The sequence below is a fragment of the Thioalkalivibrio sp. genome (assembly GCF_007692535.1).
Classification (GTDB): Bacteria; Pseudomonadota; Gammaproteobacteria; order Ectothiorhodospirales; family Ectothiorhodospiraceae; genus Thioalkalivibrio.
Genome location: NZ_REBW01000163.1, coordinates 1 through 18,144, shown reverse-complemented (window position 1 = coordinate 18,144; position 18,144 = coordinate 1). Strand labels below are relative to the sequence as shown.

The 18,144-nt window shown below is 67.6% G+C and carries 16 protein-coding genes; all 16 read right to left on the bottom strand.

What is annotated here, in order from left to right; translation table 11 throughout:
• Positions 1–36: 36 nt before the first annotated feature.
• The 16 genes from lpxC to rsmH all read right to left on the bottom strand — a co-directional run bounded on the left by lpxC (position 37) and on the right by rsmH (position 18,084).
• A complete protein-coding gene (gene lpxC / locus EA346_RS09355) occupies positions 37–957 on the bottom strand; it encodes a UDP-3-O-acyl-N-acetylglucosamine deacetylase (protein WP_296757884.1) in 921 nt (306 codons plus the stop codon).
• A gap of 122 nt (positions 958–1,079) precedes the next feature.
• A complete protein-coding gene (gene ftsZ, locus EA346_RS09350) occupies positions 1,080–2,240 on the bottom strand; it encodes a cell division protein FtsZ (RefSeq protein ID WP_296757882.1) in 1,161 nt (386 codons plus the stop codon).
• Positions 2,241–2,322: 82 nt separating this feature from the next.
• The gene (gene ftsA / locus EA346_RS09345) at positions 2,323–3,558 is read right to left on the bottom strand and encodes a cell division protein FtsA (RefSeq protein WP_296757889.1); all 1,236 of its coding nucleotides are present in this window, start codon (positions 3,556–3,558) and stop codon (positions 2,323–2,325) included.
• A 20-nt stretch (positions 3,559–3,578) separates the two neighbouring features.
• Entirely contained in the window at positions 3,579–4,361 is a 783-nt protein-coding gene (locus EA346_RS09340; RefSeq protein WP_296757879.1) for a cell division protein FtsQ/DivIB, read from the bottom strand.
• Positions 4,354–5,304, bottom strand: a complete 951-nt coding sequence (locus EA346_RS09335; RefSeq protein ID WP_296757878.1) for a D-alanine--D-alanine ligase — start codon at positions 5,302–5,304, stop codon at positions 4,354–4,356. Before EA346_RS09335 ends, EA346_RS09340 begins: the two co-directional genes overlap by 8 nt.
• Positions 5,301–6,209, bottom strand: a complete 909-nt coding sequence (gene murB / locus EA346_RS09330; RefSeq protein ID WP_296757877.1) for a UDP-N-acetylmuramate dehydrogenase — start codon at positions 6,207–6,209, stop codon at positions 5,301–5,303. The genes EA346_RS09335 and murB overlap by 4 nt, the downstream gene beginning before the upstream one ends.
• Positions 6,203–7,627, bottom strand: a complete 1,425-nt coding sequence (gene murC, locus EA346_RS09325) for a UDP-N-acetylmuramate--L-alanine ligase (protein ID WP_296757874.1) — start codon at positions 7,625–7,627, stop codon at positions 6,203–6,205. The genes murB and murC overlap by 7 nt, the downstream gene beginning before the upstream one ends.
• Positions 7,627–8,697, bottom strand: coding sequence for an undecaprenyldiphospho-muramoylpentapeptide beta-N-acetylglucosaminyltransferase (gene murG, locus EA346_RS09320; protein ID WP_296757887.1), 1,071 nt, complete (start codon positions 8,695–8,697; stop codon positions 7,627–7,629). Before murG ends, murC begins: the two co-directional genes overlap by 1 nt.
• Before the next feature lie 26 nt (positions 8,698–8,723).
• Positions 8,724–9,896, bottom strand: coding sequence for a putative lipid II flippase FtsW (ftsW, locus tag EA346_RS09315; RefSeq protein ID WP_296757872.1), 1,173 nt, complete (start codon positions 9,894–9,896; stop codon positions 8,724–8,726).
• Complete coding sequence (gene murD / locus EA346_RS09310; RefSeq protein WP_296757870.1) at positions 9,893–11,236, bottom strand: UDP-N-acetylmuramoyl-L-alanine--D-glutamate ligase; 1,344 nt, start codon at positions 11,234–11,236, stop codon at positions 9,893–9,895. The genes ftsW and murD overlap by 4 nt, the downstream gene beginning before the upstream one ends.
• Positions 11,233–12,318, bottom strand: a complete 1,086-nt coding sequence (gene mraY / locus EA346_RS09305) for a phospho-N-acetylmuramoyl-pentapeptide-transferase (protein WP_296757868.1) — start codon at positions 12,316–12,318, stop codon at positions 11,233–11,235. Before mraY ends, murD begins: the two co-directional genes overlap by 4 nt.
• A complete protein-coding gene (murF, locus tag EA346_RS09300; RefSeq protein WP_296757866.1) occupies positions 12,299–13,675 on the bottom strand; it encodes a UDP-N-acetylmuramoyl-tripeptide--D-alanyl-D-alanine ligase in 1,377 nt (458 codons plus the stop codon). The genes mraY and murF overlap by 20 nt, the downstream gene beginning before the upstream one ends.
• Positions 13,672–15,171, bottom strand: a complete 1,500-nt coding sequence (locus EA346_RS09295; RefSeq protein WP_296757864.1) for a UDP-N-acetylmuramoyl-L-alanyl-D-glutamate--2,6-diaminopimelate ligase — start codon at positions 15,169–15,171, stop codon at positions 13,672–13,674. The genes murF and EA346_RS09295 overlap by 4 nt, the downstream gene beginning before the upstream one ends.
• A complete protein-coding gene (locus EA346_RS09290; protein WP_296757863.1) occupies positions 15,168–16,886 on the bottom strand; it encodes a penicillin-binding protein 2 in 1,719 nt (572 codons plus the stop codon). The genes EA346_RS09295 and EA346_RS09290 overlap by 4 nt, the downstream gene beginning before the upstream one ends.
• Positions 16,874–17,158 (bottom strand): cell division protein FtsL, encoded by a 285-nt coding sequence (gene ftsL / locus EA346_RS09285; RefSeq protein ID WP_296757861.1) that lies wholly within the window; start codon positions 17,156–17,158, stop codon positions 16,874–16,876. The genes EA346_RS09290 and ftsL overlap by 13 nt, the downstream gene beginning before the upstream one ends.
• Positions 17,155–18,084, bottom strand: a complete 930-nt coding sequence (gene rsmH / locus EA346_RS09280) for a 16S rRNA (cytosine(1402)-N(4))-methyltransferase RsmH (RefSeq protein ID WP_296757858.1) — start codon at positions 18,082–18,084, stop codon at positions 17,155–17,157. Before rsmH ends, ftsL begins: the two co-directional genes overlap by 4 nt.
• Between the last annotated feature and the right edge of the window lie 60 nt (positions 18,085–18,144).

The window sequence follows — 18,144 nt, the reverse complement described above, 5'->3', positions numbered from 1 at the left end:
TAACCCGACCTACGGAACTGCACCGTGACTTTGACGTTAACCGGTCAGGGTCTGGGTCAGCTGACCGAAGGAGATCGGCAGGGGCTGCGACGCGTCCTCGAAGGTCACCAGCTCCCAGGCGTCCTGGTCGAGTTCCAGTTGCCGGATCAGCTGGTTGTTCAGCGCATGACCCGACTTGTGCCCCGTGAAAGCGCCGATGAGGCTGTGGCCGAGCAGGTAGAGGTCCCCGACCACATCGAGGATCTTGTGCTTGACCAGCTCGTTTTCGTAACGGAGTCCGTCTTCGTTCAGAATCTTGAAGTCATCCAGCACGATGGCATTGTCCAGGCTGCCACCGAGTGCCAGCTGGTTGGCCCTCAGCGCCTCGATATCGCGCATGAACCCGAAGGTTCGGGCCCGGGCAACCTCCCGCACGAAGGACGTCGAGGAAAAATCCAGTTCCGCACGCTGGCTGCCGCTGGTGAACATCGGGTGCTCGAAGTCGATGCAGAAGCCCACCTTGAATCCCTCGTAGGGATCAAAGCGTACCCACTTGTCATCATCGTGGATCTCGACGGTGCGCTTGATACGTATGAACTTCTTGGGTGCGTTCTGCTCCTTCAGGCCCGCCGACTGCAGCAGGAACACGAAGGGCCCGGCACTGCCGTCCATGATCGGCACCTCCGGCGCGCTGACATCCACGTGCAGGTTATCGATACCGAGACCTGCCACGGCGGACAGCAGATGCTCCACCGTCGATACACGGACGTCGCCCGAGACCAGCGTGGTGGAGAGGCGGGTATCCCCGACGTTTTTGGCCACTGCGGGGATCGACACAGGCGGCTCGAGATCGGACCGATGGAAGATCACCCCGGTATTGGGGGCCGCGGGGCGCAAGGTCAGCGTGACCTTCTCCCCGGTGTGCAAACCGACACCCGTGGCGCGAATACTGTTTTTGAGCGTTCTCTGCTTGATCAACGCACGATCACTCCAGGACAGGGGGCCACGGCCCGGGCGCGGATCCTGAGATCCGGCCCGGACTTACACACAACAATGACAGCATTATTGCAGGATTCCGCTCACCCTGCATAGACGGAGCCTCAGTCGGCCTGCTTGCGCAGGAAGGCCGGAATGTCCAGCACGTCGATGCCGGACTGCCCCGCATAATCCATTGCCAGATTGCCCTCGCCACGTCGCAGCGCGGTCGGACGCTCCAGGCCTCCGAGGTCGGAACCCACCGCGCGGCGCGGTGCAGCGTCGACCACCCGAACGCTGGGGCGCTCCGCCTGCGCGGGCTTGACCGGGCTGCCGAGACCCGTTGCGACCAGGGTCACCCGCAGTTCGTCCTTCATCTCGGGATCGATCACCGTACCGACCACCACGGTGGCGTCCTCCGAGGCCAGGGCCTTCACCGCCTCGCCCACTTCCTCGAACTCGCCGATACCGACATCCAGGCCACCGGTGACGTTGACCAGGATGCCGCGCGCACCGGAGATATCGATGTCCTCCAGCAGCGGGCTGGCGATCGCCGCCTCCGCAGCCTGCCGGGCACGATCCTCGCCAGTGCCAGTGCCAGTGCCCATCATCGCCATGCCCATCTCCCGCATCACATTGCGCACGTCGGCGAAGTCCACGTTGATCAGACCGGGCCGGGTGATCAGCTCGGCAATACCCTGCACGGCCCCGAACAGAACATCGTTGGCCGCCTTGAACGCGTCGAGGAGGCTGGTGTTCTTGCCCAGTACGGTGAGCAGCTTCTCGTTCGGAATGGTGATCAGCGAATCGACCTGCTCGGTCAGCGCCTTGATGCCGGCCATCGCCACCTGCATGCGCTTCTTGCCCTCGAACGGGAAGGGCTTGGTGACGACCGCCACGGTGAGGATGCCCATTTCCTTGGCGATCTGGGCAACCACGGGTGCCGCCCCGGTGCCGGTGCCGCCGCCCATGCCGGCGGTGATGAAGACCATGTCGGCACCCTGCAACAGTTCCTGGATGCGCTCGCGATCCTCCAGCGCGGCCTCACGGCCTACCGCAGGGTCCGCGCCGGCGCCCAGCCCCTTGGTGATGTCCCCGCCCAACTGCAGAAGGGTCTTGGCGCCAAGGCTCTTCAGGGCCTGCGCGTCGGTGTTGGCGCAGATGAAGTCCACGCCTTCGAGCTGCGAGTAGACCATGTGCTGTACAGCGTTCCCGCCTCCGCCACCGACACCGATGACTTTGATCGTGGCGCTCTGGGTGAAGGTATCCATCAGTTCGAATGTCATGGTTGTGTCCTCTTGTCGCAGGTTGATTTCAAGTTACAAAGCCCCTGTCGGCGAGCGGGCCGCCAGGGTCTGCCCCTCGGGATCAGAAGTGCCCCGAAAACCAGTTCTTCATGCGCATCCAGACGCCCTGGAAGCCGGTATCGACCGGACGCGCCTCGTGTTCGGCCCGGGCCTGCTGCGCGTACAGCAGCAGACCCACGCCGGTGGAATGAATCGGGTTGCGAACCACGTCGATCAGCCCGCTGACGCTATGCGGCATACCCAGGCGCACGGGCATGTGGAAGACCTCCTCGGCCAGATCCACCACACCCTCCATCCGCGCGGAACCACCGGTCAGGACCACGCCGGCGGCGATCAGCTCCTCCGAGCCCGAGCGGCGAAGCTCCGCCTGCACCAACTGCAGCAGTTCCTCGTAACGTGGCTCGACCACCGATGCCAGGGTCTGCCGCGAGAGCCGGCGTGCGGGCCGGTCGCCGACGCCCGGCACCTCGATCGTCTCGCCGGGATCGGCGAGCTGACGCAATGCACAGGCATACTTGACCTTGATCTCCTCGGCGTACTGCGTCGGCGTGCGCAGGGCGACCGCGATGTCGTTGGTGACCTGGTCTCCCGCGATCGGAATCACCGCGGTGTGCGCGATCGCCCCGTTGGCGAATACCGCGATGTCCGTGGTGCCGCCGCCGATGTCCACCAGGCAGATGCCCAGGTCCTTCTCGTCCTCGGTGAGGACCGCATAACTCGAGGCCAGCTGTTCGAGGATGATGTCGTCCACCCGCAGCCCGCAGCGCTCCACGCACTTGACGATGTTCTGGGCAGCGGAGACCGCGCCGGTGACCAGATGCACCCGCGCCTCGAGGCGCACCCCCGACATCCCGATCGGATCGCGTATCCCCTCCTGCCCGTCGATGATGTATTCCTGCGGCAGCACGTGGAGGATGCGCTGATCGGCGGGAATCGCGATCGCGCGGGCGGCATCGATCACACGCTCGACATCACCCAGGCTGGCCTCCTGCATCCGGATCGCCACCACGCCGGTGGAGTTGTAGCTCTTGATGTGACTGCCGGCGATACCGGTGTAGACCGAGTGGATCTCGCAGCCGGCCATCAATTCGGCTTCCTCCACGGCGCGCTGGATCGACTGCACCGTCGATTCGATGTTGACGACGACCCCCTTCTTCAGTCCGTACGATGGCGAAGAGCCGATGCCGATGATCTCGATGACGCCGTCGTCATTGACCTCACCGACGACGGCCTCGATCTTCGAGGTCCCGATGTCCAGTCCGACTATCAGGCCCTGTTCCGCCTTCTTCGCCATCACGTTGCGTCCTGTCTTGCGTCTCATTGAATCGTTCCTTCCGTTTCTCCCGGAGCGGCCGCCGTCTGCCAGACGACGGCGGCACCCCGCGGGTAGCGCAGGTCCACGCGCGCCAGCGGCGCGGCGTCGTGCTCGCGCAATACCGGCATCAGGGGCACCAGTTGATCCAGGCGGGCGAGATCACCGTCGCGCCCCATCAGGATCTGCCCGCCGTCATCGAGGTGAATGGTCCAGGCCTGCCGGGGGTTCTCGCTTACGCCGGACACGGCGAGTCCGACGTCGGCGAGGCGTGCGGAGACCTCCAGATAGCGGTGCATCAACTGGACCTGGCGTCCCGCTCCCCCCTCCAGCGCAGGAAGGAAGTCCCAGGCTGCAAGATCCACCGGCCCGAAGACCTCGCCATGACGATCCACCAGGCGCTCACCGCCCCAGCGGGCCACCGGCACCGGCTCCGTGATCGTGACCTCCAGCGTGTCCGGCCAGCGCTTGCGCAGCCGTACGGATTCCACCCAGGGCAGCGCGACCAGGTCCTGGTGCACTTCGTCCAGGTCCAGCACAAAGAAGCCCCGGAGGTGACCCGCGAGGACGGCCTCGACCTCGTCCGCCGGCAGGTGCCGCAGGTCTCCCACCAACTGCACGCGGTCCAGCCGCAGCAGACTGTCCAGATCCATGCGGGCCAACAAACCCGCAGTCAGGACCAGCACCGCGGCCAACGCCATCCCGGCCGCCAGGCGCAGCCCCACCCCGAGTGCCGGGCGGGCCCGGAGCAGGAGATGCTGCGGCTTCTGCCGACGGCGGTTACGCATCAGGCGCGTCCTCGTTATGGAAGCTGGTGTCCAGGATGCGCAGGCAGAGCTCATCGAAACCGATCCCGGCCTGTGCGGCTGCCTTGGGTACCAGGCTGTGGCCGGTCATGCCCGGTACGGTGTTCACCTCGATCAGGTAGTTCTCCCCATGCGCGTCCTGCAGCAGATCGACCCGGCCCCAGCCGTATCCGTCAATGGCCGCGAAGGCGCTCAGCGCCAGGGTCTGCAGCTCGATCAGAGCGCTGGACTCCAGCGGAGGGGGGCAGAGATAGCGCGTGGTATCGGCCTCGTATTTCGCGTGATAGTCGTAGAACCGTCCCGGCGTTTCGATCTGGATCACGGGGAGCGGCTCGTTGCCCAGGATGGCCACGGTATATTCCCTGCCAACGATCCATTGCTCGGCGAAGACCGCACCAGGATGCCGACCGGCCTCCGCGTAGGCGGCGATCAGTTCATCGGCCCCTTCCACACGGGTCAACCCAAGGCTCGAGCCGCCGCGCGACGGCTTGACGATCAGCGGCAGGCCCAGTGCATCGGCCACCGCCTCGGGATCGAAGTCCGGCGAAAGCAGCCGGTAGGGCGCGCTGGGCAGGCTTGTCCCCGACCAGAGGCGCTTGCAGGCCAGCTTGTCCATGCCCAGTGCCGACCCCAGCACCCCGGAACCCGTGTAGGGAACACCGGCAACATCGAGGCAACCCTGGATCGTTCCGTCCTCGCCTCCGGTGCCGTGCAGCGCGATGAACGCGCGATCGAAACCGAGCAGATCGAGACCACGCGCCCGCTCGACCGTCAGGTCGATCGGAACCGCATCGACCCCGCTGCGCAACAGCGCCTGCAGCACCGCGTCACCGCTGGCCAGCGAAATCTCCCGCTCGTCCGACCAGCCTCCCATCAGAACGGCCACGCGACCGTAGCGACGGACCCTTTCCGATGCTCGCATCATGGATGCTCCTCCGTGCGACCGATCACCCGAACCTCGGGCAGCAGTCTGATGTTGAACCGGGCCTCGACCCGCGCCTGCACCTCTTGGATCAGCCATTCGATATCGGCCGCTGTGGCGCTGCCGTCATGGGTGATGAAATTCGCGTGCTTGCGCGAGACCTCGGCGGCGCCGCGCTGCAGGCCCTTCAGGCCCGCCTGCTCGATCAGCGCGGCGGCATGACCGCCCTCGGGATTGCGAAAGACCGAGCCGCAGGACGGCAGACCCAGCGGCTGCTTCTCGGCGCGTTCGCGCAGCAGCACCTGGATACGCTCCTTCGCGGCGGTCGCATCGCCCGGCTGCAGCCGCAGCACCGCCCGCAGAAAGAATTCGCTCTCGCTGCCGCGCACGCTGCGATAGGCAATCTGGTAATCGGCGGACGTGCGCACATGGCGGAGCCCCCTGCAATCCACGGTCTCGGCCCATTCCACCAGGGGCCAGATCTCGCCGCCCCAGGCCCCGGCGTTCATCGCCAGGGCGCCGCCCACGGTCCCCGGTATGCCGGCCAGGAACTCCGCCCCGGTCAGTCCCTCGCTTGCGCAGAAACGGGCGGCCTGGGGGCAGGCCAGCCCCGCCCCCAGCTCCACGCGCTCCGGGTCCAGCCGCAGACGCTGGTTCAGCGTGCCCGCAAGATGAATCACCACGCCCTCGATGCCCCCGTCCCGGATCAGCACGTTGCTGCCCAGCCCCAGCAGGATCCGCGGCATGGACTCGGGGATCGAGGCGAGGAAATGCGCGAGGTCATCCGCATCCTCAGGCTCGAACAACCAGTCGGCAGGCCCACCGACGCGCCAGGAGGTCATGGTCGCCAGCGGCACGTTGCGCTCGAGCCGCCCGCGCACGCGGAGATTGGCGAGATGCGTCAGCATGCGGCCTCCCCACGCAGCACCAGCGGCAGGCGCGCCGCGAGTTGGCCGATGTCGCCCGCACCCTGGGTGATCACCACGTCGTCGGGGGACAACAGACCCTTGAGCACCTTTGGCACATCGCCCACCGACTCCACGAACACCGGCTCGACCCTGCCCCGAAGGCGAATGGCACGCGCCAGGCTGCGCCCGTCCGCGCTGGGGATCGGCGTCTCCCCGGCACGGTAGATGTCGAGCAGCACCAGGCCGTCCGGACTGGACAGGACCTCGGCGAAGTCCTCGAAGAGATCACGGGTACGGGTGAACCGGTGGGGCTGGAAGACCAGCAGAATCCGGCGCCCTGGCCATGCGGCGCGTGCGGCCTCGAGCGTCGCGGCAATCTCCCGCGGGTGGTGACCGTAGTCGTCGACCAGGGTCACTGCGCCGCCCGGGATGGGGCACTCCTGTACCTGGAATCGGCGCCCGATACCCTGGAATCCCTCCAGCGAGCGCTGCAGGACCTCCGGGACCACCTCCAGTTCATGCGCGACTGCAGCCGCGGCGAGCGCGTTCAGAACATTGTGCCGCCCGGGCAGATTCAGCGTGACCGGGAACGGCGCGAGGTCCGGCAGGTGCAGGTCGAAATGGGTCTGGATGCCGACCTGGCGCAGATTCAGCGCGCGCACGTCGGCAGGGCGTTCAATCGCATAGGTCAATCGCGGCCGCTCGAGTCGATCCAGTAGCGAACGCACTTCGGGGTCGTCGGCACAGAGGACCGCAAGCCCGTAGAACGGCAGGTGATGCAGGAATTCCAGGAAGGTGGCGCGCAGGCGGCCGAAATCGCCCTGGTAGGTGGCAAGGTGGTCGGCATCGATGTTGGTGACCACGCTGATCATCGGTTGCAGGTGCAGGAAAGACGCATCGCTCTCGTCGGCCTCTGCGACCAGGTAATCGCCCTCGCCGAGACTGGAGTGGCTGGCACTGCTGTTCAGTCGCCCGCCAATCACGAAGGTGGGGTCGAGCCCCGCCTCGGCCAGGATGCTTGCGATCAGGCTGGTGGTGGTGGTCTTGCCATGGGTGCCCGCAACGGCGATACCGAAGCGGAACCGCATGAGTTCCGCCAGCATCTCGGCGCGGCGCACGACCGGGATGCCCCGCTCCCGCGCCGCGCGCACTTCCGGGTTGCCCGGGTCGATCGCGGTGGATACGACCACCACGTCGGCCTCGGTCACGTTGCCCGCCTCGTGCGCCCGGGTGATCAGGATACCCAGCCGGGCCAGACGGCGGGTCATGGCCGAGTCCTGCAGGTCCGAACCCGAGACGTGATACCCGAGCTGGTGCAGAACCTCGGCAATTCCGCCCATCCCGGAACCGCCGATGCCGACACAGTGAATCCTGCCGATCCTGCGCATGGCCTGCCGGGATGGTTTCGGGGTGTACATCAGGCAGCCCTCCGCCGGTTTGCCGGCACTGCCTCGAGGCAGGCCTCAGCCAGATGCCGCACCGCATCGGGCCGGGCTTCCGCCCGGGCCCGTTCCGCCCGATCCAGCAGCGCCTCGCGCCGCAGCCCACCCAGCAGACCGGCCAGTCGCTGCGGCGTCAGATCGACGTCCTGGATACACCAGGCCGCGCCCGCAGCGACCAGGAAACCGGCATTCGCGGTCTGGTGATCGTCCACCGCATGCGGATACGGCACGAACACGGCGGGTATGCCGGCCGCGGCGACTTCGGCGACGGTCAGGGCTCCCGCCCGGCAGATCACCAGGTCCGCCCAACCATAGGCCTCGGCCACGTCCTCGATAAAGGCCGTGACCTCGGCATCGACGCCGGCTTCCCGGTAGGCGTCGAGGGCGACGTCCAGGGTCCGCTCACCCGCCTGGTGACGCACCAGCGGCCGTTGTTCCGCAGGAAGCGACGACAGCGCCGCCGGCACCACCTCGTTCAGCGTTCTCGCACCCAGGCTGCCGCCCAGGACCAGGAGCCGCAGGCGCCCCTTGCGACTGGCCCAGCGCTCCCCGGGCGGCGCAAGATCCACGATCTTCCGCCGGACCGGGTTGCCGATCGTCCGGCAGCCAACGGACTCGGGGAAGCTGTCGGGGAAGCCGGCGAAGACCTGGTCGGCGATCCGGGCCAGCCAGCGGTTGGTCAGTCCGGCCACGGCGTTCTGTTCATGCACCAGCAGCGGCCGACCCAGCGCCGAGGCCATCAATCCGCCGGGTCCTGTGGCGAAGCCTCCGAAACCGACAACGACCTGCGGACGCAGCCGGATCATCAACACCAGGGCCGCCCAGAGCGAGATGCCGAGGCGCCAGGGAGCGAGCACACGGCTCGCGAGACCCTTCCCGCGCAGGCCGGCAATCGGCAGCGTGTGCAGTTCGATGCCAGCCTCGGGCACGAGCCGGGCCTCGATGCCCTGGGACGTTCCCAGCCAGGAGACGCGACAGCCGCGTTCGCGCAGAGCCGCGGCGAGCGCCAGACCCGGGAATACATGACCGCCGGTGCCACCGGCCATCACCAGGATGAGAGGCGAAGGCGCGCTCACCGGACACCCCCGCGAACTTTTGGTACGGGCACCTGGGCCTCCCAGTACACCCGCAGCAACAACCCGATGGCGGCCAGCGTCACGATCAGTGAACTGCCACCGTAGCTCAGGAACGGCAGCGTCAGGCCCTTGGTCGGGAGCAGGCCCATGTTCACCCCGATATTCACCGCCGCCTGGAGGCCGATCCAGATGCCGATGCCGAAGGCCACATGGGACCCGTAGGCATGTCCACCCCGCTCCGCGAGCAATCCGATCACGAACGCGCGCCAGACCACGACAGCGAACAGCGCGATCAGCACCACCACGCCAACGAAACCGAACTCCTCGGCGAACACTGCGAACAGGAAATCGTTGTGGGCCTCGGGCAGATAGAAGAGTTTCTGCACACTGCCTCCCAGACCGGTTCCCAGCCAGGATCCGGAGCCGATGGCGATCAGCGACTGGGTCAGTTGGAAGCCGGTCGCAAAGGGATCCTGCCAGGGATCCAGGAAGGCAGTGAGTCGCGCGACACGGTACGGAGTCGCCAACGCGAGCACGCTCATCGCAGCGAGGATGGTGGCTCCCAGGGCAAGGAACTGCCACAGCTTCGCCCCCGCCAGGAACAGCATCCCCATGCCGATCGCGAGCATGATCACGGCCCCGCCGAAATCGGGCTGCAGCAGCAGCAGCACGGTCCCCAGCCCGAGCACGATCAGCGGCCGCACGAACCCGACAAAATGCAGACGAAGGTTGGCGAAGTGGCGAACGATGTAGCCGGACAGGTACAGGACCACCAGCAGCTTCACGGGCTCGGAGACCTGGAGGTTGAAAACGCCCAGCGGGATCCAGCGCGTCGCGCCGTTCACGGTCCGGCCCACCCCGGGCAACAGGACGGCGATCAGCAGCATCATGATCAGGAGCAGCAGCAATGGCCCCGCGCTCTCCCACCGGCGCAACGGAACCGCCGCGAAAAACACCGCCGCCACCGCGCCGATGACGGCGAAAAGGAGCTGACGATGGAAAAAATGGTAAGGATTGTTGAAATTGCGGGCAGCGAGGTCCAGGGACGAGGAAGCGACCATCACCAGACCGAGCCCCAGCAGTGCCAGCACCGCAAGCACCAACGGGGCATCGATGCCCGCAGCGAGCCGTGAGGATGTGAGAGGGGGCAGCGCCAGTTGCCGGATCATGAGCCCAGCCCCCGTACCGCGGCGGCAAACCGGTTTCCGCGTTCCGCGTAGCTGGCGAACATGTCGAGGCTGGCGCAGGCCGGCGACAGCAGGACCGTATCCCCCGGCTCGGCCCATTGCGCGGCGCGCACGACGGCCTCTTCGATACTGTCCACGCGCTGCACGGGGACTGCGGCGTTGAGCGCCTGCGCAATGGCCGGTGCATCGACGCCCAGCAGCACCACACCACGCGCCTTGCCGACCAGCGCATCCGCGAGCGGGACGAAGTCCTGACCCTTGCCCTGCCCGCCCGCGATCAGGATCAGCGGTCCGGTGACGCCGCGGATCGCCGCCAGCGACGCGCCGACGTTGGTGCCCTTGGAATCATCGATGTATTCGACCCCGTCGTGCCGGCCCACCGGCTGCGACCGGTGCGGCAGGCCGGCAAAGCGGCGCAGGACCTCGATGGCCGGTTCGGTTTCCCTCACCCAGGGCCAGGCCAGAGCGAGACCGGCCAGAGCATTGAGCCAGTTGTGGTGGCCCTGCAACCTCAGTTCCCCGGCCGCCAGCAGCGGTGTGCGACCCCGAGCCAGCCAGGGCGCCCCCTCCACGTCCAGCAGGCCGAAGTCCTCCGGGCCCGGCGGCACATCAACGCCAAACGTCACTGCGTTGCCAGCCTCCGCCAATGCCTGAAGGAGGGGTTCGGCGCGGCCCAGCACGGCACGCCTGGCGCCCGCAAGGATCCGCGCCTTCGCCGCGGCATAGGCCGCCAGGTCGGGATAACGGTCCATATGGTCCGCGGAAATGTTGAGGATCCCCGCACTCGCCGCATGCAGGCTGTCGGTGGTCTCCAGCTGGAAGCTCGAGAGTTCCAGCACGTACAGGTCCGCGTCGCTTTCGAGCAGATCCAGCGCCGGCGTTCCGAAGTTACCGCCCACCGCGACCCCGTACCCCTGTGCCCGCAGGAGTTCACCGACCAGCGCGGTCACCGTGCTCTTGCCGTTGGAGCCGGTGATGCCGATGATCGGACCCGGTGCGGCACCGGCGAAGAGTTCGATGTCGCCGATGAGCTCGACGCCTGCCGCCGCCGCCTGCGCCAGTGCCGGCAGGGAAACGGGAACCCCCGGCGAGACGATGACGCGCTGCCAGCGCGATGGGTCGAGCCCCGACAGGGGGCCGGCCCAGGCATGCTCCGCTCCCGGGATCCGTGCCAGCCGGCCCAGGCCGGCGGGTTCATCGCGGGTATCGGTGACTGCGAAGGAAGCCCCGCGGGACGCCAGGTGGCGTGCGACCGACAGGCCCGTTTCGCCCAGACCGACGATCAGGTCTTTCCCCTGCGGATTGATGGCTGCGCGGATCATCGGATCTTCAACGTGGCCAGACCGATCAGTACGAACACCACGGTGAGGATCCAGAAGCGCACGATCACGCGCGGCTCCGGCCAGCCCTTGAGTTCGAAGTGATGGTGAATGGGAGCCATGCGGAACATGCGCCGCCCGGTGAGCTTGTACGAGGCCACCTGCAGCATCACCGAGACGGTCTCGATCACGAAGACACCACCCATGATCAGCAGCACCAGTTCCTGGCGCGACAGGATGGCGAGCATGCCCAGGGCCGCGCCCAGTGCGAGCGCCCCGACATCGCCCATGAACACCTGCGCCGGATAGGCGTTGAACCAGAGGAAACCCAGGCCAGCGCCGACCAGCGCCGCCGCGAACACGACCACCTCGCCCACTCCCGGTACCGCCGGGATGCCGAGGTACTCCGAAAAGATCGCGTGGCCCGCCGCGTACGCAAAGACGCCCAGGGCGCCTGCGACCAGCACCGCGGGCATGATCGCCAGCCCGTCCAGGCCGTCGGTCAGGTTCACCGCGTTCGAGGAACCGACGACGACGAGCCAGACCAACGGGATGAAAAGCCACCAGACCAGATGGATTTCCACGTCCTTGAACACGGGCACGTAGAAGGTGGTCTCCACCGGCGACTGCGCGGTCCCGAGGATCACGAGCGCGGCAATGATCGCGAAGACGGTCTGCCACGCCAGCTTGGAGCGAGCGCGCAGCCCCTGGCTGTTGCCATAGCGGAGCTTCAGATAGTCATCCCAGCCGCCGAGTGCACCGAAGGCCAGTGTGGTCAGCAGGACGATCCAGACGAAGCGGTTCCCGAGATCGCTCCACAGGAGGGTCGCCACCGCCACCGCCACCAGAATCAGGGCGCCGCCCATCGTCGGCGTACCGGCCTTGGACAGATGGGATTCGGGTCCGTCACTGCGGATCTGCTGGCCGATCTTCTGAATGGTCAGACGCCGGATCATTGCCGGCCCGACCAGCAGCGCGATGACCAACGCGGTGACGACCCCGAGGATCGAGCGCAGCGTCAGGTACTGAAAGACCGTGAATCCCGTGTGATACCTCGCGAGATATTCAGCCAGCGCCAGCAGCATCGGCCACCCCCTCGGTTGACCCGGCAGGCTGCAGATCGAGCCCGGTGAGGATGTCCTCCATGTGTTGGTTGCGGGAACCCTTCACCAGCACTGCGGTACCTGGCTGCAGCAGCTCCCGCAGTGCAGGGAGCAGTTCGGCGTGGTTCGGGAACCAGGCCGCGCCCTTGCCAAAGGCCTCCACCGCCGCCGGGGTCATCGAGCCCAGCGCGAGCAGGTGGTGGATGCCCATGCTCCGGGCCCTCTGCCCCATCTCGGCATGCAGGGCCTCGGCCTCGCGGCCGAGCTCGTTCATGTCACCCAGGACCAGCACCCGGATCCCTTCCTGGGCGGACAACACCTGCAGCGCCGCGGCAAGGCTTTCCGGATTGGCGTTGTAGGTGTCGTCCCAGACCCGTGCGCCGGAGCGGTCCCGGTAGGCACGCAGTCGACCCGCGACCGGGCGCCAGGCGACGAGGCCCGCCACGATGGTGTCGATGCCGCAACCGAGGGCGCTGGCCGCCGCGGCCGCGGCCAACGCGTTCTGCGCCATGTGCCGCCCCGGTACAGCGAGCACCAGGTCGCGCAGGGCGCCCTGAACGCCGAGCTCCAGGCGGTCCGGATCCTGCCAGACACCCTGGATTTCACCCCTGCCCTCCAGCGAAAAACCGAGGCATCGGTGGTGTCGGTTCAGCGACAGCCAGTATTCGGCAAAACGATCGTCGAGGTTGATCACGGCGGTGCCGCCCTGGTCCGGAAGCCCCTCGAAGATCTCCCCCTTGGCCCGCGCCACTCCCTCCAGGCTGCCGAAGCCATCCAGGTGGGCACGTCCGGCGTTGGTGATCAGTGCGACATGGGGCCGGGTCCAGCGCGTCAGCCGCGCGATCTCTCCGGCATGATTCGCGCCCATCTCGATCACGGCGTAGTCCACCGTGGGCGGCATCGCAAGCAGCGTCAGGGGAACACCGATATGGTTGTTCAGATTTCCCTGGGTGGCGTGCACGGAACCGGCCCGGGCCAGAATTGCGCGCAGCATTTCCTTCGTCGTGGTCTTGCCGTTGGAACCCGTCAGCGCGACGACCCTTGCCGGGGAGCGGGCCCGCCACGCGCTCGCGAGCCGCGCCAGCGCTTCCAGGGTGTCGCCGACCACCACCTGCGGCCGGGGATCGTCGACGCCGTGCTCGACCAGCAGGGCTGCCGCCTCCAGGTCGGGACCGATGAAGTCGTGACCATCGAAACGTTCGCCGCGAATCGCGACGAACAGCGACTGCTCCAGCGCCTTGCGCGAATCCGTGTTGACGCCCCGGATGCGTACCTCGGCGGCACCGTGAAGACGTCCATCGACCAGGCGGGCCAGTTCGCCGGTGTCCACGGTGATCATACCTGCCCGCCCCCGGCCGTGAGCCGTAGCGCAAGTTCCCGGTCGCTGAACGGGTGCTCGACGCCGGCGATGATCTGGATTGCCTCGTGTCCCTTGCCGGCGATCAGGACGATGTCGCCGGCTTCGGCCTCGGCCATGGCGGTGCGGATGGCCTGGGCGCGATCACCGATCTCACGCACCGGGGCGGGGCCGGCACAGCCATCGAGGACGGCCCGGCGGATGGCGGCGGGAGACTCGTCGCGAGGATTGTCGTCGGTGACGATCACCTCGTCGGACAACCGCGCCGCCACTTCGCCCATGGCCGGACGCTTGCCACGGTCCCGGTTGCCGCCGCAACCGAAGACCACCCAGAGTCTGCCAACGACATGTGGACGCAGGGCCAGCAATACCGACTCCAGCGCCCGGGCGGTGTGTGCGTAGTCCACCACCAGCACCGGCCCCCCCGCCTTGATGAACCGCTCCATGCGCCCGGGAACACCCCGCACCGCACTCAGTGCGGCGAACGCACGCGCCGGCGGTTGCCCCAGTGCCAGCAACGTTCCCAGCGTGGCAAGCAGGTTGGCGACCTGAAAGGCGCCAAAAAGCGGCGTGTTGACCTGGCCCCGGAATGGACCGACCTGCACCTCGAAGCGCAGCCCCTGAACGGACGCATTGATGTTCCGCGCCTGGATGTGGCGCTCCCTGGCGCCGGGCAGGTCCGGTGCGTCGTGCTGGCCGTAGGTCCAGCAGCCCGGCTGCCCCGGCCGCGTGCAATGTTCGGCCAGCAACCGGCGACCCAGCTCATCGTCGAGATTCAGCACCATCGCGTGCAGGCCGTGCGTGCGGAACAGCAGGGCCTTGGCGTCGGCATACGCGGCCAGCGAACCGTGGTAATCGAGGTGGTCCCGGCCCAGGTGAGTCAGAACCGCCACCCGCGGCCGCAGTCCCTCCAGGCGACCCTGCACCAGCGCATGGGACGATGCCTCCAGTGCGACAGCGTCGAACCCGGCGCGCGCTAGTTCCGCGAGGTGGCGGTGGAGTTCCAGCACGTCGGGGGTCGTATGCCCCGTCGGCGAGAGAGTCTCCGGCGTACCAACCCCCAGCGTTCCAATCACGGCGCAGCGCAGTCCGAGGTGGGTCAGTGCGGTGCTGAGCTGATGGCTCACCGACGTCTTGCCGTCGGTACCGGTGATGGCGATCAGCGGCCGTTCCTCGGGCCAGGCGCCGAACAGCCTGCGCGCCAGTTCCGGCAGCCGCCGCCGCAGTTGCGGCACGTGCACGAAGCGCGGGTCCGGCGGCGGCTCACCGTTGCCCTCGTCCCAGAGCACCGCGACGGCGCCCTGCTCCAGGGCCCGCGAAGCGAAATCGAGACCATGAGCGCGGGTACCGCGCAGGGCAACGAAAGCCGCACCGGGAACCAGACCCAGACTGCTCATGCTGAGGTCGTTCACGGCGACGTCGGGCAGCCCCTGACGTTCGGGCAGAAGACGCGAGAGCGGCAATGCGGATGCCGTCATGACGCCGGCCCCCGGCGCTCCAGCGCCATCCGCAAACCGTGCTCGCCGAGGTTGTCCGGGGGCTCGTTGAAGAGACGCAGGGCACTCTCCATCACCCGGGCAAACACCGGCGCCGCGACAGCGCCGCCGTAATAGACGCCTGCACTGGGCTCGTCGATGACGACCGCCATCACGAAGCGCGGATTCGACACCGGCGCCAGGCCGACGAAGGCCGACTGGTACCGATCCTTGGCATAGCCGCCGGCTGTAGCCTTGCGGCTGGTGCCGGTCTTGCCCGCCACCCGGTAGCCATGAATTCTTGCCTGCCGGGCGGTGCCCTCCGGGCCGGTGACGTGTTCCATCATGGCCAGCAGCTGGTGCGCGGTATCGGCGCGCATCACCGGCTCTGGCTGGCGCTCGTCGCCGGCCGCCTCGACCAGGCGCAGCGGCACACGGTAGCCGTCATTGGCAAACGCCGTGTAGGCCGCGGCCAGCTGCAGCGGGGTCACCGAAAGGCCGTATCCGTAACCCAGTGTCGCCAGCTCGACCCGGCGCCAGGTCGGAAAATCACGCAGCACCCCCCCGGCCTCACCGGGAAGCCCGGTTCCCAGCGAGCGCCCGAAACCGGCCTGATGCAGCATGCGCCAGAAATCGGCCGGCGGGGTCTCGAGCGCGAGCTGTGTGGAACCGACGTTGGAGGAGCGTGAGATCAGCGTGGTCAGATCGATGCGCCCGAAATTGCGGATATCGCGCACGGTGTGGCGGCCAACGCGCATGGTGCCGGGGGCGGTGTCGAGCTGCACGTCCGGGCTGACGGTACCGGTCTCCAGCGCCACCGCTACGGTAAAGGGCTTGATCACCGATCCCGGTTCCAGCGTATCGGTCGCGACTCGGTTGCGGGTCATGGACAGATCGAGCTGGGCGCGGTTGTTCGGATTGAAACCCGGCTGATTGACCATGGCGAGGATGTCACCCGAGCGCGCGTCCACCAGCACCGCGGAACCGCCTATGGCGTTGTGCGACTGCACCGCCGCCTTCAGTTCACGGTAGGCGAGGTATTGCAGGCGTTGATCAATAGTGAGACGCAGGTCGTTGCCGTCTCGCGCCGGAAGGATGCTCGCAACGTCACGGATCTTCTGACCATGCCGATCGCGCAACACGCGCTTCGAGCCGGGGCGGCCCGCGAGCCAGCCGTCGAAGGCCAGCTCCATCCCCTCCTGGCCCTGCTCGTCGATATCGGTGAACCCGACGATGTGCGCCGACGCCTCGCCGTGGGGGTAATAGCGTCGGAATTCGCGCATCAGCGCGACCCCGGGCACCTCCAGTGCTGCCACCTGCTGCGCCTGCTCGGGTGGCAACTGGCGCCTCAGATAGATGAATTCCCGGTTCGCCCGCTGCTCGAGACGGGCACGCAGCACGGTGGCCTCCATCTCGAGGACCCGCGCCAGTTCGGGCAAACGATGCACGGCGGCAAGCAATTCTCCTGGATGCGCCCACACCGTCTCCACCGGGCCCGAGATGGCGAGCGGTTCGCCGTTCCGGTCGGTGATCAAGCCGCGGTATGCAGGCTCCACGATGGTGCGCACCTGTCGGGCCTCCCCCTGCCCCTGGAGGAAATCCTGCTTCAGGACCTGCAGGTCCATGGCCCGCAGAAGCAGGAGGGCAGTCATTACGAGCAGGCCCGACGCCAGAACCTTCAGGCGCCAGTGGCTCACCTGGCGTTTCAGCGCGCCCACGTGCGGCCCTCCACGTACACGATGCGGTCCGGACCGGGCTGGATCATGCCCAGGCGGTCGCGCGCGGCGGCCTCGATCCGCGCCTGTGTCGCCCAGGTCGCCTGTTCCAGCTGCAGCTGGGTCCACTCGAGGTTCAGGGCATCGCGCTCATTCAGTCCGGCCTGGTGATCGATGAAGGCCTGCCGTGCCTCGTGTCGCGCCACGACCACGCCGACCGCGGATGCGAAGACGAACGCCGCCAGCAGGATCTGGAGAATCAGGGTCCGGCTCATGGGTTGCGCTCGCCGACCCGCAACACGGCCGATCGTGCGCGCGGGTTGCGTTGGCACTCCGCGGCGTCGGGGCGCACTGGCTTGCCGACCATCCGTAGCCGCGGACGGGTCGCCTCGGGAAGGATGGGGAGCCCACGCGGCGGGCGGGGCGCGTCCGATCGCCCCTGGAAGGCGCGCTTGACCAGCCGATCCTCCAGCGAATGGAAGCTGATCACCGCGAGACGCGCCCCGGTGACCAGCACATCGGGAATGGTGTCCAGCCAGGTGCGCAGTTCCCCGAGCTCGTCGTTGATGTGGATGCGCAGAGCCTGGAAGGTCCGCGTCGCGGGATGCCGACCCGGCTCGGAACGCGGCACCGCGCGACGCACCAGATCCGCCAGTTCCCGCGTGCGGGTCAGCGGGGCGGTACGGCGTGCGGCGACGATCGCGCGGGCAATGCGACGGGAGAACCGCTCCTCGCCGAGGGTGTGCAGTACATCGGCGATCGCGGCCTCGTCGGCGCGGTTCAACCATTCCGAGACCGGGATGCCGGTACCGGGATCCATGCGCATGTCCAGCGGGCCATCGTGCTGGAAACTGAACCCGCGCGACGGCTCGTCCAGCTGCGGCGAGGAGACCCCCAGGTCCAGCAGCACGCCATCGACCCCCCCGTCGGGCCAGTGTTGCCGGATGACCTCAGCCATGTGCGAAAAAGACTCCTGCCGAAAAGAGAAGCGCGGGTCTGCGGCCAGCTGCCCGGATGCTTCCAGCGCCGAGGGATCCCGGTCCATTGCCAGCAGTTGTCCCTTCGGCCCGAGCCGCGAGAGGATCCCACGGCTGTGACCGCCACGCCCGAAGGTGCCATCCACGTATCTTCCATCGGGACGGATCGCCAGGGCCTCGAGCGCGGCCTCGAGCAGCACCGGCGTATGCGGCATGGACTCCACGTCGATCAGAGCGCGATGGATTCGAGCGCTTCGCTGAGTGCGTCATCCGCATCCTCCCCG

What these genes read in the sequence shown, in the direction of transcription:
- ftsZ (WP_296757882.1), bottom strand. Translation starts at nt 2,240, where the DNA reads ATGACATTCGAACTGATGGATACCTTCACCCAGAGCGCCACGATCAAA.
- EA346_RS09340 (WP_296757879.1), bottom strand. Translation starts at nt 4,361, where the DNA reads ATGCGTAACCGCCGTCGGCAGAAGCCGCAGCATCTCCTGCTCCGGGCC.
- EA346_RS09335 (WP_296757878.1), bottom strand. Translation starts at nt 5,304, where the DNA reads ATGATGCGAGCATCGGAAAGGGTCCGTCGCTACGGTCGCGTGGCCGTT.
- murB (WP_296757877.1), bottom strand. Translation starts at nt 6,209, where the DNA reads ATGCTGACGCATCTCGCCAATCTCCGCGTGCGCGGGCGGCTCGAGCGC.
- murC (WP_296757874.1), bottom strand. Translation starts at nt 7,627, where the DNA reads ATGTACACCCCGAAACCATCCCGGCAGGCCATGCGCAGGATCGGCAGG.
- murG (WP_296757887.1), bottom strand. Translation starts at nt 8,697, where the DNA reads ATGGCCGGTGGCACCGGCGGTCATGTATTCCCGGGTCTGGCGCTCGCC.
- ftsW (WP_296757872.1), bottom strand. Translation starts at nt 9,896, where the DNA reads ATGATCCGGCAACTGGCGCTGCCCCCTCTCACATCCTCACGGCTCGCT.
- murD (WP_296757870.1), bottom strand. Translation starts at nt 11,236, where the DNA reads ATGATCCGCGCAGCCATCAATCCGCAGGGGAAAGACCTGATCGTCGGT.
- mraY (WP_296757868.1), bottom strand. Translation starts at nt 12,318, where the DNA reads ATGCTGCTGGCGCTGGCTGAATATCTCGCGAGGTATCACACGGGATTC.
- murF (WP_296757866.1), bottom strand. Translation starts at nt 13,675, where the DNA reads ATGATCACCGTGGACACCGGCGAACTGGCCCGCCTGGTCGATGGACGT.
- EA346_RS09295 (WP_296757864.1), bottom strand. Translation starts at nt 15,171, where the DNA reads ATGACGGCATCCGCATTGCCGCTCTCGCGTCTTCTGCCCGAACGTCAG.
- ftsL (WP_296757861.1), bottom strand. Translation starts at nt 17,158, where the DNA reads ATGAGCCGGACCCTGATTCTCCAGATCCTGCTGGCGGCGTTCGTCTTC.